Origin of the sequence: Arthrobacter sp. NicSoilB8, from assembly GCF_019977355.1 — a bacterium.
In the GTDB taxonomy this organism is placed as follows: domain Bacteria; phylum Actinomycetota; class Actinomycetes; order Actinomycetales; family Micrococcaceae; genus Arthrobacter.
Genome location: NZ_AP024655.1, coordinates 2,325,332 through 2,338,318, shown reverse-complemented (window position 1 = coordinate 2,338,318; position 12,987 = coordinate 2,325,332). Strand labels below are relative to the sequence as shown.

The window sequence follows — 12,987 nt, the reverse complement described above, 5'->3', positions numbered from 1 at the left end:
GCCTACAGGCCCTCGACTGCTTCCAGGCGGCCGGAACGAACGGCCTCGGCGAAGGCCTGGTAGTCCTTTTCGTTCTGGTCGGCGTAACGCTCGGAGAAGTCGGTGATCGACACGTCGAATTTGTCGCTTTTGCCCAGATACGCGGAGATCGCGATCGGGTCACCTGAGCGGGCGTGCGCGCGCGCCAGTGTCCATCCGCAGGCCCCGGCATAGAACCGCATTCCGAGCGGTTTCATCGCTTCCACAACGGCGGATCCCTTCATGTCACGCAGTTGGCGCCAGTACAAGTACCGGTTGTCCTGCGCGCCCTTGGTCCAGCCGAGGAAGATGTCGCTCGCGGCCTGCATCATCCGCTGCCCCTGTACCACGCGCTCGCCCGGCTGTTTGAACCGGCTCTTGGGCAAGTGGTCCTCGAGCACTGATCTCGTGGCCTCCTTGACCTGCAGGAACAACGGATCCTCTGGATCACGCCCTTGAAGCAGGGCGATGAACGCCCGAGTGCCGACGCTGCCGACGCCCACCACCTTGCGGGCGACGTCGATGATTTCGAAACGCTCAAGCAGATGACGCCGGTCATCCGGCAAGGACGCCCGGTAGGACCGCAGCTGCACACGGATAACGTGCTCAAGCTCATCGGCAGACATCCCGAACGATGCACCCAGTTCCCGGGCCGGGATCACGATCGGCGGCTGGCTGACGATTCGGTACCTCCCGTCCACACGCTCGCCCAGCTTAGCGAGCGCCTGCAGGCTGTCCCGGGTATGGGCTTTCGCAACGTTTGCGCGCGCCGTCTTTTCCATGCCCTCGGCGGTCTTCTTCTGCGCTTTGCCCTTCTGCGCGCTCACGGCCAGTTCCATAGCTTTCATCAACTGTTCCTCGGACAGCTTCGCGTACCAGATGTCCAGGGTGCGCATTTGCGCGAACTGGGCCATCGCCTCGCGGTAGGCCCGGACCGCGGTGAGGGTCATGTCGCGGGTTTCGTCCTGGGTGAATGCGTTGTTCCGCGCCGCGATCGTGAAACTCGCGGACATGCGCTTGACGTCATACTCAAACGGTCCGGGAAGCGTCTCGTCGAAGTCGTTCAGGTCGAACAGCAGGTTCCGCTCCGGCGAGGCGAAGACACCGAAGTTGGACAGATGGGCGTCCCCGCACAGCTGGGCAATCAGGCCGGCCCGCGGCGTGTCCTTCAGGTCGGCGGCCATGATCTTGGCCGCACCCCGGTAAAACGTGAATGGTGAGACCATCATCCGGCCGTGCCGCACCGGCACGAGGTCCTGTTCCCGGGTGAGGTTCTGCTCCTCGAGGAGCGCGACGGGATCCGGGCGGTCCGGCGCGGGAACCCAGCCGGTGTGGCTGGAGACGGGCGTGTCCTTCCGGCACTCCTTGCCCTTCGCCTCACGTTCCTTGACGCTCGGGTGCTTGACTTTGGTCTCGGCCATGATCGGCGACCTCCCTTTGACGTCAGGAACCGCCACCGGCACGGGTTGCCTGGGTCTGTCCTGCTGAGCGCGCGAACGCGCATGGGTCGAGCTAATGCGATTCTGGCCCCGAAGCGGCCCCCCGTCAACGCGATGCCGCTGTCTTGCCGGACCCCATCACTGCACACTCACGGCCCGTCCGTCCCGGAGCCCGCTCGCTGGCAATCGGCTCATCCCGTTCGGGTGATGTCATCCCGGGCCGTATCGGGTTACGTTGCAGACGAGTCGTGGCGGCCCGTCCGCGTCGCACCGCTCCCCCGCAAACACCCCGCACCAACACTGCAATCAATTGGAGACATGACCATGGCCGAAGCAGAAGCCCCCGTACTGGAAGCCCTCGCAGACATCACTGCTGTATCGCTTGAGCGCTCCATGCTCGATCCTCGCGAGTTGATGCTGGCCCGGATTGCGGCACTCGCCGCGGTCGATGCTCCGGCCGCCTCCTACCTGTTCAACGCCGGTACCGCGGTGGACGTCGGCATCACCCTGGAGGACGTTCAGGGCGTCCTCATCGCTGTCGCTCCCATCGTCGGCACTCCCCGCATCGTGGCGGCGGCCGGCAACGTTGCCAGCGCCCTCGGCTTCGCCGTGGAAATGGCCGAGGCCGAACTCGAAGCCGAGGCCGAGGGGTAGGGGGCAAAAGGGGTTGAGGGCTAGAGGGGTCCCCGACAGGCGGACTGCGCGGTAGCGTTTCCTTAGACCCGCGCGTGGCGGCGTCTGCAGTCCCCGCTGCATCGGCCACGATGCCCTGATCAAAGGCGCCCCATGAATAAGAACCGGCTGGAAGCCTTCAGCGACGGTGTACTAGCCATCGTGATCACCATCATGGTGTTGGAGCTTCGCGTCCCGGCTGAACCCACGTGGCCGGCGTTGTTTCATGAGCTCCCAACGATTCTCAGCTACGTGCTGAGCTTCGTTTATGTCGGGATCTACTGGAACAACCACCACCACATGCTGCATCTGGCCGGGAGGATCAACGGCGGCGTCCTCTGGGCAAACCTGCATCTGCTGTTCTGGCTGTCCCTCATCCCGTTCACCACACGGTGGATGAATGACGCGGGTCTGGCGGAAGTCCCCGTGCTGGTCTACGGACTAAACCTGCTGCTTGCCGCCCTCGCCTACTACATCCTGAAGTCGGCGCTGATCCGCCAGCAGGGCCGGGGCGGTGCCCTGGATGTGGCCATGGGACAGGACTGGAAGGGCAAGGGATCCCCGGCGTTGTACATCGCGGGGATGGGGCTGAGCCTGGTGAACCCGCTCCTGGGAATCGCCGCCTATTCCGTGGTCGCCGCGATCTGGCTCATCCCCGACCGGCGCGTGGAGCGGTTCATCGCACGCACCTGAATCGCACACCCTTCAATCGCATGCACCTGCGGGTCACGAGCGGTTACTGCCGGACGCGGTGGGCCAGCGAGGCGCTCAGGAACTCCAGATGGACAGGAGTGGGCGCCAGCACGTTCGCAGCATAGCCGGGGTGCTTTCCTACGTACTTCTTGATGTACGGGCACACGGGAACGATCAGGAGGCCCGCGGCAACTGTCTCATCCAGCGCCTGTGCCGCCAGCACACCCGCCAGCCCCCGGCCGCCATATTCCTCGCTGATCACGGTGTGGTAGAAAATCCGCTGATCCGACCCGACATCATCCACGTACGCGGCCTGGCCGATCACGGCGTCGGCGTCGAGCACCTCGAACCGGCTGCGGTCCGGGTTGTTCCTGATGGTGATCGTGGTCAATGTGGTCTCCTGGGCTGGAATCGGGCGTGCTCTTGGTCTGGCTGGCGTGTATGGCCGGGGAGGCGCACCACTTAGCCGCGTGGCTTGATACGGGCATTCGGCAGAGCCGGGGCCGGAAGCGCCGCAGGCTGACCCGGCGGAAACGGGCCGAACCGCAGGTCCGAGGATCCCCCGGTACCCGCCGCAGGCGCTGCAACCACCTCAGCACCGATCTCGGACTGCCACTGGGCCCGGTACGCGACGATCTCCTCGTGGCTTCGTCCGACGAAGTTCCACCACATCACAATCTTTTCGCCCAGCGGCTCCCCGCCGATCAGGAGGACGCGGGCTCCGTCGCTGCCCGCGGACAGGGTGAGGGACCCGTGACCGACGGGTAAGTACGCGAGGTTGTCCTTCGGGACCGGGTGTCCTTCCAGGACCAGGCTGCCGGAGTCCACCAGCAGGCCGTGCTCAAAGGACGCATCTGTTTCGAGCGTCAGTTCCGCCCCCGGGTCGAGCAGCAGCTCCGCTCCCAGCAGGGGCGTGTGGGTGGTGACGGGCGAGACGGACCCGCGGAGCGCACCCAAGAAGACACGCAGGGTCCAGCCTCTGCCGCTGACAGGCTCCGGACGATAGTGCTCAAAGGTGGGGGCCATGTGGCGCGCAGTGTCTGGCAGCGCAACCCACAGCTGTGCACCGTGCAGGACCGTTGTGTCCGGGGTGGAAAATTCCGAGTGGCTGATGCCGCGGCCGGCGGTCATGAGATTCACTTCTCCCGGCCGCACCGCTGCGTGGAAACCGGCCGAGTCCCGGTGTTCGATCTCCCCGGTGAACAGCCAGCTGACGGTTTGCAGCCCGGTGTGCGGGTGGCGCGGGACCTTCATCCCGCCCGAATCGCCCACCCGGTCCGGACCGTAGTGGTCCAGGAAGCACCAGGCGCCGATGAGGCTGCGCTGGCGCTGCGGAAGCGTGCGCCGCACGTCCATTGCACGCGGGCCGCCCAGCGGGACCTGCCGCGGAACCAACAGCTCGACGCCTGAACGGGTCTCGTCGGCTTCACAGAGGATTTCCTGCGGTGCAACTTCGGTATTGCTCATGATGACAGCCTAGTCTCGAGCGCCCCGGGGGTCAGCCGCCGCGACACGGCCGGAAGCACAAGTCTCAGATCCACGCCGAGCGCCGCAAGGGTGGTTCCGCGCCGCCCGGGCGCTGGACCAGGATCTGGTTCACGCCCGTGATGCCCGCTTCAAAGCCGAGGGCGCTTGCTGCCATATAGAGCCGCCAGATCCGGGCGCGTCCCGCGCCGGCGTAGCGCACGGCCTCGTCCCAACGCTCCTCCAGGTTCCGCACCCAGGCCCGGAGTGTCAGGGCGTAGTGGCGCCGCAACGCCTCAACGTCCAGGACTTCCAGGTCCGCCGATTCAAGTGCGGCCACCATGTCGGAGAGGCTGAGCATCTCGCCGTCCGGGAAGACATACCGGGGAATGAAGGAGTCCGGGTCCGGTGCGGCCGCTCCGGCGTTCCAGGAGATCGCGTGGTTGAGGAGCCGGCCGCCCGGGCGGAGCAGGCCCTGCAGCCGGGCAGCATAGCGCTGGATCTGCTCGCGTCCCACGTGTTCGGACATGCCGATGGAGCTGATCGCATCGAACGGACCGTCGTCCACGTCGCGGTAGTCCTGCACCCGGATGTCCACCCGGTCCGTCAGTCCGGCGTCCGCCGCCCGTTTGCGCGCCAGGGCTGCCTGTTCGACCGAGAGCGTCACCCCGACGACGTCGACGCCGTAGTGCTGCGCGGCGTGCAGCGCGAAGCTGCCCCAGCCGCACCCCACGTCCAGTACGCGCATCCCCGGCTGGAGTCCGAGCTTGCTGCAAACCAGATCGAGCTTGGCCGCCTGAGCTGCTTCCAGGCCGGTGTCCTCCGTCTCCCAGACCGCGCACGAGTAGACCATGGACGGCCCGAGGACGAGCGCGTAGAAGTCGTTCCCGACGTCGTAGTGGTGGGAGATGGCAGCGGCGTCCCGCCCCTTGGAATGCCGCCGGCCGTACCGGCCCACGCGTGCTTCCTCCGGCGGCGGCGCCGGGTTCGGTCCCAGTGTGCCGAGCCGGACGGCAGTCTTGAGCAGCGCAAACACTTCTCCGGGGCGCGGCGGCCGGAACGGGCCGGGCTCGGCGAATTTCCCGGCCGAACTGAGGGCGGCGAAGGCGGCGAAAATGTCGCCGGGTGCCTCGATATCACCGGCAACGTAGGCCCGGCTGAGTCCGAGTTGCCCGGGTGACCACAACATCCTGCGAAGTGCCCGCCGGGACCGGAAGACAACAACCGGGGCGTCCTCCGGTCCGGCTTCCGTGCCGTCCCAGGCCCGCAGCCGCAAGGGAATCCCGTCGGTGCCAAGGACGATCGCTAATGCGTCGGCCAGCCGTGATGCCGCAGTCGTGGATTCTGTCATGTCCAGTGCCTCATTTCCGGTGTCTCGTATCCGGTGGATTGGGCAGCGCCCCCGCCAGCACAAACATAAAGGCAAGTCCTGTCCTGAAGCCAGAGTTTAGGTCCTTATTGCTTCCCGCCGGGGCAGGCCGACGTCGTACGGCTCTGGCGCTACAGAGTTCGGTTGCCTATCGTGTGTCCCATGACTGAGTCCTTCTCGTCCCTCGTGGACACGTTTAAGAATGTGGGGGTGTCGCGGGCGTACGGCCCCGCCGTGAACGTCGCGGGCGAAGAGATTATCCCCGTGGCGGTGGTGTCCTTCGGCTTTGGTGGCGGGAACAGCCCCGAAGACGGCCAGCCCGGCAGCGGGGGCAGTGGCGGAGGGGGCGGAGGCTTTGTGCTTCCCCTGGGCGTCTACGCCAAGGGGCCCTCCGGCCGCATGACGTTCCGACCAAACACGGTGGTGGTGCTTGCCGCGCTGGTTCCGCTGGTGTGCGCCGCCGGCGTTTCCATCCGCGGCATTCTCCGTACCGCCCGCTCCCGCGGCTAGGGCGTGGCCCGCGGGCCACGGGTCGCGCCGCAGAAGTGTCGCGCCAAATCGGGGCGTCGGAGGCTGGACCTCCGATGCCCCGTGCCGGCGACGTGGTCAGGCCATGAGCGCCTGGACTGCCACGTAGGCGGCGATCACCAGGACCAGGATGCCGAAGCCGCGTTTGAGCACCCTGTCCGGGATGCCGGTGCCAAGCCTGCCCGCGGCCAGCGAGGCGATCATTGCCGCCCCCGCGAAGGTCCCCGTCACGGCCCAGTCGAGGTGCAAGTCGCCGAGGTGCGCCGAGAAACCGGCCAAGGAGTTGATGACGATGATCACCAGCGACGATCCCACCGTCAGCGCCATGGGGAGGCCCAATACGAGGGACAGCGCGGGGACGATCAGGAACCCGCCTCCCACACCCAGCAACCCGGTCAGGAAACCGACGACGGCGCCCGTGGCGACTGCCTTGGGCAGGCAGCTGCGCCAGTTGACCCCGCCGCCGGGCAGCGCGCAGGCCCCGCCCCGTGCCTGGGTGGTGCGCAGCATCCGGAGGCCGGCGAGAACCATGATGGCGGCAAAGGCCGCGAGCAGGACCTTCGGGTCCAGCAACCGGTTGACCATGGCCCCGAGGTAGGCGGTTGCCATCCCGGCTGCGCCGATGATCAGCGCAAGCCGCCAGTTGACGCCGTTCCGCAGCCTGGGCAGGACCGCGACGGCGGAGGAAGCCCCGACGACTACCAGCGAGCTGGGGATGGCCGCGGCAAGCGGAATTCCCACCCCGTACACGAGGGCGGGCACGGCCAGGATCGCTCCCCCGCCGCCGACCAGGCCCAGGAGTCCGCCGACCAGCAGACCGAACGCCGCCGCGGTGACGATCACGCCGTGGCGCCCAGTCTCTGCAGGGCTTGGTGCGCGGTGGGCTCGTTGGCCGAACGGTTCCACGGCATCCTTGAGAGGACCTGGCCCATGGCGCAGCTGTTCGTGGCGGCAGAGAACGTCAGGCCGGCGCCAATCCCGCCGGCCACAAGGCCCAGTTTCGGGGAAATGAATTTGCTGCCCAGGACGCCCGCGAGAACCAGCGATCCCGCGGCCATGCGGACCTGACGTTCGAGAGCCCAAACGCGGCGGCCCCTGACGACGTCGCCGCCGGCCGCCTCGTACGACGGGACCCCGCCGGTGAGGACGCTGGCGGCCAAGAGGCCCGCGGCACCCAGCTTGTTCCGTGCCTGTTCAGCGCGGTTGCCGGACTGGCATACGAGGACGACGCGGGTGCCGAGCTTTGCGGCGAATTCGGCGGCGTGCTCGCTGAGCATTCCGAGCGGGACGTGGTAGGAGCCCTTGATGTGCAGGGATTCGAACTCGGCGCCGCTGCGGACGTCGATGATCATCAGGTCGTCGTGCCTGTCCTGCCAGTTCTTCAGGGTTGCGGCGTCGATGGCTTTGGGGGTTGTTCCAACAGTCGTGGTCATGATCTCTTTCGATGGTGCGGGGGGTGACGGCCGGTGGGCCGTGCATGGACATGCCATGCCGGCGTCGCAAGGCGCGGCGTCACAGGGCGGTGAGGTGCCCGGGCGGCTTGGGGGAAACTGCCCGGGCGGTCAATGGCGGCCGGATTACCCGGCCAAGCTGAACTACCCGGCCAAGGCCGAAGCCTGCTGGCGGGCGGCCCAGGCGGCGTAGCTGCCGTCGAGTTCGACGACGTCGTAGCCGGCCCGGCGCAGGGCGCTGGCCGCGACGGAGTTGCGGACGCCGCTCTGGCAGTAGGACACGATGGTGCCGTCGGCGGGGAGCTGGTCCAGGTTCCACATCACCCGGCCGCCACTGAGCTGATGGGAACTGGGGATGTGTCCAGCGGCGTGTTCGGTGCGGTTGCGGACATCCAGGACCATCGCGGCGTCAAAGCCTTCGAGGTCTTCGGGCTGGATCAGCTGCGGCGTGCTGGAGGGCAGCCCCTCGAGGCTGGTGACGTAGCCGGCGACCTGGTCGATGCCGACCCGGACCAGGTGGTCCCACATCTGGTGCGCGGCGGCCTGGCCGGGGGCCAGCAGCACGAGCGGATTCGTGTCGGTTTCCGGGTTCACGACCCAGGCGCCGAAGCTGGCGGTGGACTTGCCGGCGGGGATGTTCAGGGATCCGGTGACGGTTCCTGCGTGGACCTCGGTGTTGTGGCGGGTGTCCACGAACGTCAGGGTGTCCTCTTCCAGGCCGCGGGCGACGTCGGCGGTGGCGAGTTCGGTCAGCGGCTTGCGTTCGCCCATGACGGCGGGGCCCTCACGGTTTTCGCGTTTCATCCGGCCGAAGTAGGCGTGGGCGTCAGGCTGGCCGTCGAGGAGTTCGGCGACGAAGCCTTCCTCGTCGTTGGCGGCCAGGTAGGGGCCCCACCACGAGTAGAGCCGTTCGTAGCCGACCGTGGACGAAGGGATGGCGCCGAGGGCCTTGCCGCAGGCGCTGCCGGCCCCATGGCCCGGGTGGACCTGGACGTGGTCGGGCAGGGTCAGGAACTTATCCCGCAGGCTCGCGAAGAGCTGCCGCGCGCCTGCGAAGCGGGTGTCGATGCCGCCGGCTGCCTCGTCCAGCAGGTCCGGGCGGCCGAGGTCGCCGGAAAAGACGAAGTCACCGGAGAGCAGGTAGCCGGGAGTGTCGGCGAACGCGCCGTCGGTGATGAGGAAGGACAGGTGCTCGGGGGTGTGCCCCGGGGTGTGCAGGGCCTTGACGGTGATGTTGCCGAGGGTGATCTCGTCGCTGTCGTTCAGTCGCTCGGCCTCGAAGCCGTACTGCCAGTCGGTGCCGCCCTCGCCGGAGACGTAGGCGGTGGCGCCGGTCGCGGCGGCCAGTTCACGGGTGCCGGAGAGGAAGTCTGCGTGGATGTGGGTCTCGGTGACGGCCACAATCTTCATCCCGTTGGCTGCCGCAAGCGTCCGGTAGACGTCGATGTCGCGGCGGGGGTCGACGACGACGGCCTCGCCTTTGGCCTGGCAGCCGATGAGGTAGCTGGCCTGGGCGAGGTCTTCGTCGTAAATGCGCTCGATGAGCATGTAGCTCTCCTTCAGGGACGGGGCTCGGTGGGTGATCCGGAGGAGATTTCCTCCTCGTCACATATCCAGAATAATACCCCCAGGGGTATCTTTACAAACCGGCATTACGCAGTCACCCCCTCCTTCCCCGGCCAACGCCCCAAGGATTCCCCAAGCAGGGCAGTGCATCGTGTGGCGTGGGCGGCCTGGGTCTCGGGCAGCTCTGGGAACAGGCGTCGGACGGAAATGATCGACGATGAAGAATTTCGCAACTGCATGCGCCGCGGCTGTGGGCGTCGTGCTCGTGACGGCAGCCTGCGCAGCCCCTGCGGCCACGCCGGGTCCCACGACCACTGTGACGGCCACGCCTCCGCCGTCGGTGGTGGTCTTCGACCCGCAGACCAGCGGCAAGGTTCTGGCGGAGCGGATCAAGGCCCGCGCCAAGCCCAAGGATCCCGGTGTCACGATTTCCGGGGTGGAGTGCAAGAACTTCCCGGACATCAAAGTAAACACGCATACGGACTGCCAAATGGTGGTCAACGGGGTCAAGCGCGGGTACCGGGCAACGTTTACCGAGCGCGACGGCCACTACGAAATCAAGGCGCAGGAACTCACGTGGTAGGCGGGACGGAATACGACATGGAGGGTTCCTGGTCGTCGTCGGCGTCGACCCATGCCGCGAAGTCCTTCAGCGACATGAAGCAGTAGTAGTCGCAGTACCGCAGGTTCTTCTTCTCCGCCTTGCTCATGCCGGTAATTCGTTACGGCGGCGGACGCGGATTGGATCGCGACGGCGGCCGGGCCGGAAGGATCGTCCCGGCCTTGATGAGCCGGTTCTATTCGGCCGGTTTAGCTGCGGCAGGGGCCGGGCCTGCGCCCGGGCGGTTGCCGGCGTCGGCGATGGCGAGCGTCAGGTTGGCGACCACTTCCTCCGGTGTGCCCGACGCAGCCAATTCGGTGAAGTGCTCGTATTCGGGCATCGATTGGTAGCCGGCACGCAGTGAGGTGAGCTCCTCGAGCGTTTCCGTGTCAGTTCCGCGTGCCAATACTCTCCGGTGGGCCTGTTCAGGGTCGATGACGAGGTGCACCACCGCGTCTGGCTGCGGAAGCCTCGTCAGGAGGAAGGGAAGGAGCCGGCCCCGCGGAAGGCCCCGCGCCTCCCGCAGCGCAAGCTGGCAATGCAGGTGCCGGTCCATGATGACCAGGCCGGGACGCCTGTGCGCCCTGGCATGGGAGACCACGACATTTGCTGTGCGGATAACCGTCTCCACCGCATCCGCCAGCCGCGGGTGGAGTTGTATGCCGAACTGCGTGCTCAAGAGGGACATCCTGCGCCGGCCTGCGTAGTTTCTGAGCAGAAGCGCTTCCGTGCCTGCCCGGCGCGCGGCTGTGACCGCTGCCCGTGCAGCAGTTGTCTTCCCTGATCCATCAATTCCCGTCAAGACAATCAGCAATCGAACTCCTTCTCATCGTGGGGTGTTCGCGCCCGGGATCCGGCTAGCGATCTTCCGGTGGCGGGGCCGCACCAACGGGAGTCGTGTGCACCACCCACAGCCCAGGACACCGCCAGCTTGTAGCCGCCGCAGCCCTGCCTACTACTACCAACGGTAGAAGCCGCTAATTCGTCCCGCGACGGAGCAGTGAAGCGTGCCACGACCAGAAAGGCGTCGGTGAACGGCACGGCCCGCGGGGATACACACGGCGCACCGGACCACCGGCAAATGGCCGGCAAATGGACGGCGCAGCCGGCGTAGTGGATTCGGCGCTGCCGCCGGCGTAGTGGATTCGGCGCCGCGGCCGGCGTAGTGGATTCGGCGCCGCGGCCGGCGCGGTGGATTCGGCGCTGGCTCTGCCCCGCTGCTCGGGCCCGACGGCGGGGAGCCCGCCACAGTCACCCGTTGCTGCGGGCCCGGCTGGGCTGCACCCGCGGCGGCTCCCCGGGCATCTTGGGGAAGTCCGGCGGGAAGGGCAGCTCCCCCAACCCGGTCTCGAGGTCCCGCTCCCACCATTCCAGGAGGCGATCGATGGTGCCCGAATTCGCATGCATGCCGGCCCACGGATCACCGGTTGCCTTAAGCCGCTCCGGCACGGTCATGATGGTGAAGGCAGCAGGATCGGCGGCCTCGAGCTCCTCCCAGCGGAGCGGGCACGATACCGCCGCGTTCGCGAGCGCGCGCGGGCTGTAGGCCCCCGCCATCGTGCGGTCGCGGTTCGCCTGGTTGAAGTCGACGAAGATACGGGCACCCCGTTCTTCCTTCCACCAGGCGGTGGTGACCTGCGCGGGCAGGCGCCGCTCGAGTTCCCGCGCTGCAGCGATGACAGCGTGGCGCACGTCCAGGAATTCACGGACAGGCTCAATCGGGGCAAAGACATGGAGCCCGCGGCTGCCCGAGGTCTTAATGAAGGCTTCGAGCCCGGCCTCTGCGAGGACGCGCCTCAGCTCCCACGCGACCGGCACGGCTTCCGCGAACCCGGTGCCGGGCTGCGGATCGAGATCGATCCTTAGCTCGTCGGGGTTGTCGGGATTGCCGGCCCGGGAAGCCCAGGGGTGGAACACCACCGTATTCATCTGCACCGCCCACACCGCGGCGGCGATCTCGTCGATGACCAGCTGGGGATGCGAGCGCCCGCTGGGATAGGCGACGTCGACCGACCGGATGAAGTCCGGTGCACCCTTGGGCGGGTTCTTGGAGAAAAACTGTTCGCCTTCCACCGTGTCCTTGAAGCGTTGAAGGGTCAGCGGGCGGCCGCCGTTCGCCGCGAGGAAGGCGTCCCCGACGTCCACGATGTACCGGGCAAGATCCAGCTTGGTCAGTCCCGGCCCGGGCCAGAGGACCCTGCCCGGGCTCGACACCCTCATCTCCCGGTCGCCGTGCGGACCGCTGACAGTGAGGTGCGCTTCTTCCCTGGCCATGGGGACAACGTACTCCGGCGGCCTGGGCAATTGAAGAGCAAAGATCCCCAGCGACCGCCGGGAGGCACCGACGACGGCGGGCAGCGCCGGCGGCGGATCGACGTCAGCGCCCGCGCGTCGCCGCCGTCGCCGGCTTTGCAGTCACCGGCGACATCGCCGTTGCCATCGTCTTGTCCCGGAGAAGCGGAACAGTCCGTGGCACGGCATGATGGACGCATGACCACCACCGAGTACCCGATCACCATCGACGTCGGTGATGCCACCGTTTCGGGTGACTTCGCCGACCCTGCCGGCGCTTTCGCCGTCCTGGTTGTTGCCCACGGTGCCGGCGCGGGAAAGGACCACCCGTTCCTGTTGGGCTTCACCCGCGCCTTGAACGCCCTGGACGTGGCCACGCTGCGATTCAACTTCCCCTACCGTGAGGCCGGCAAGAAATTCCCGGACCGGCCGCCGGCGGCTATCGCCGCCTGGCGGGCCGCCATGGACGTCGCCGCTTCGCGTTCAGCCGGCCGGCCGGTGTGGGCCGCCGGTAAGTCTTTCGGCGGACGCATGGCCTCAATGGCGGTGGCTGACGGCATGCCGGCCGCCGGGTTGGTCTACCTTGGCTATCCGCTGCATCCGCCGGGGAAACCGGAAAAGATCCGTGATGAGCACCTCTACGGGTTGACACTGCCGATGCTTTTCCTGCAGGGCACGCGCGACACGTTTGCCACCCCGGAACTGCTCGAGGCCGTGGCGGGCAGGATCGGGCCGTCCGCGACCGTGGAGTGGCGCGAGGGCGGCGACCACTCCTTTGCGGTTGCCGGCGCGAAACTGAGTGCCGAAGCGGCGGGGGCGTCGCTGGCGGCCACGGTCGCCGAGTTCCTAAAGACCCGCTCCTAAAGACCCGCTGCGACAACACCGCGGCCGTCC

General features: G+C 67.4%; 15 protein-coding genes. 5 read left to right on the top strand and 10 right to left on the bottom strand.

Features of this window, described 5'->3' with window-relative positions:
• Positions 1-2: 2 nt before the first annotated feature.
• Positions 3-1,439, bottom strand: coding sequence for a DUF2252 domain-containing protein (locus tag LDO15_RS10495; protein ID WP_223986801.1), 1,437 nt, complete (start codon positions 1,437-1,439; stop codon positions 3-5).
• A 342-nt stretch (positions 1,440-1,781) separates the two neighbouring features.
• Between LDO15_RS10495 and LDO15_RS10490 the strand changes: the two genes are divergently transcribed.
• Positions 1,782-2,111, top strand: a complete 330-nt coding sequence (locus LDO15_RS10490; protein WP_223986798.1) for a carboxymuconolactone decarboxylase family protein — start codon at positions 1,782-1,784, stop codon at positions 2,109-2,111.
• A gap of 132 nt (positions 2,112-2,243) precedes the next feature.
• Positions 2,244-2,822 (top strand): TMEM175 family protein, encoded by a 579-nt coding sequence (locus tag LDO15_RS10485; protein ID WP_223986796.1) that lies wholly within the window; start codon positions 2,244-2,246, stop codon positions 2,820-2,822.
• A gap of 43 nt (positions 2,823-2,865) precedes the next feature.
• Here the strand turns inward: LDO15_RS10485 and LDO15_RS10480 are convergent, their stop codons facing one another.
• The 3 genes from LDO15_RS10480 to LDO15_RS10470 form a co-directional block, all read right to left on the bottom strand.
• Positions 2,866-3,213 (bottom strand): GNAT family N-acetyltransferase, encoded by a 348-nt coding sequence (locus tag LDO15_RS10480; protein ID WP_223986794.1) that lies wholly within the window; start codon positions 3,211-3,213, stop codon positions 2,866-2,868.
• 71 nt (positions 3,214-3,284) lie between these two features.
• Entirely contained in the window at positions 3,285-4,289 is a 1,005-nt protein-coding gene (locus LDO15_RS10475) for a pirin family protein (protein ID WP_223986792.1), read from the bottom strand.
• A 64-nt stretch (positions 4,290-4,353) separates the two neighbouring features.
• Positions 4,354-5,637 carry a cyclopropane-fatty-acyl-phospholipid synthase family protein gene (locus LDO15_RS10470; RefSeq protein WP_223986790.1) on the bottom strand — a complete coding sequence of 428 codons (1,284 nt, stop codon included), beginning with the start codon at positions 5,635-5,637 and terminating at the stop codon, positions 4,354-4,356.
• Positions 5,638-5,817: 180 nt separating this feature from the next.
• Here LDO15_RS10470 and LDO15_RS10465 point away from each other — a divergent pair, with 180 nt between their 5' ends.
• Positions 5,818-6,165: a hypothetical protein gene (locus LDO15_RS10465; RefSeq protein ID WP_223986788.1), complete on the top strand. Its 348-nt coding sequence runs from the start codon at positions 5,818-5,820 to the stop codon at positions 6,163-6,165.
• A 96-nt stretch (positions 6,166-6,261) separates the two neighbouring features.
• Here the strand turns inward: LDO15_RS10465 and LDO15_RS10460 are convergent, their stop codons facing one another.
• From LDO15_RS10460 to LDO15_RS10450, 3 genes are all read right to left on the bottom strand, one after another.
• The gene (locus LDO15_RS10460; protein ID WP_223986786.1) at positions 6,262-7,026 is read right to left on the bottom strand and encodes a sulfite exporter TauE/SafE family protein; all 765 of its coding nucleotides are present in this window, start codon (positions 7,024-7,026) and stop codon (positions 6,262-6,264) included.
• Entirely contained in the window at positions 7,023-7,616 is a 594-nt protein-coding gene (locus tag LDO15_RS10455) for a rhodanese-like domain-containing protein (RefSeq protein WP_223986784.1), read from the bottom strand. Before LDO15_RS10455 ends, LDO15_RS10460 begins: the two co-directional genes overlap by 4 nt.
• 162 nt (positions 7,617-7,778) lie before the next feature.
• Positions 7,779-9,182 carry an MBL fold metallo-hydrolase gene (locus LDO15_RS10450; RefSeq protein ID WP_223986781.1) on the bottom strand — a complete coding sequence of 468 codons (1,404 nt, stop codon included), beginning with the start codon at positions 9,180-9,182 and terminating at the stop codon, positions 7,779-7,781.
• Between the two features lie 235 nt (positions 9,183-9,417).
• On the opposite strand from LDO15_RS10450, the gene LDO15_RS10445 reads away from it, so the two are divergent.
• Positions 9,418-9,783: a hypothetical protein gene (locus LDO15_RS10445; protein WP_223986778.1), complete on the top strand. Its 366-nt coding sequence runs from the start codon at positions 9,418-9,420 to the stop codon at positions 9,781-9,783.
• Here the strand turns inward: LDO15_RS10445 and LDO15_RS10440 are convergent.
• The 3 genes from LDO15_RS10440 to ligD all read right to left on the bottom strand — a co-directional run bounded on the left by LDO15_RS10440 (position 9,773) and on the right by ligD (position 12,075).
• Complete coding sequence (locus tag LDO15_RS10440) at positions 9,773-9,910, bottom strand: hypothetical protein (protein WP_223986775.1); 138 nt, start codon at positions 9,908-9,910, stop codon at positions 9,773-9,775. The genes LDO15_RS10445 and LDO15_RS10440 overlap by 11 nt on opposite strands.
• A gap of 87 nt (positions 9,911-9,997) precedes the next feature.
• The gene (locus tag LDO15_RS10435) at positions 9,998-10,603 is read right to left on the bottom strand and encodes a thymidylate kinase (RefSeq protein WP_346655996.1); all 606 of its coding nucleotides are present in this window, start codon (positions 10,601-10,603) and stop codon (positions 9,998-10,000) included.
• Between the two features lie 449 nt (positions 10,604-11,052).
• Positions 11,053-12,075, bottom strand: coding sequence for a non-homologous end-joining DNA ligase (ligD, locus tag LDO15_RS10430; protein ID WP_223986771.1), 1,023 nt, complete (start codon positions 12,073-12,075; stop codon positions 11,053-11,055).
• Positions 12,076-12,291: 216 nt separating this feature from the next.
• Between ligD and LDO15_RS10425 the strand changes: the two genes are divergently transcribed.
• Entirely contained in the window at positions 12,292-12,957 is a 666-nt protein-coding gene (locus LDO15_RS10425) for an alpha/beta family hydrolase (protein ID WP_223986769.1), read from the top strand.
• Positions 12,958-12,987: the final 30 nt, after the last annotated feature.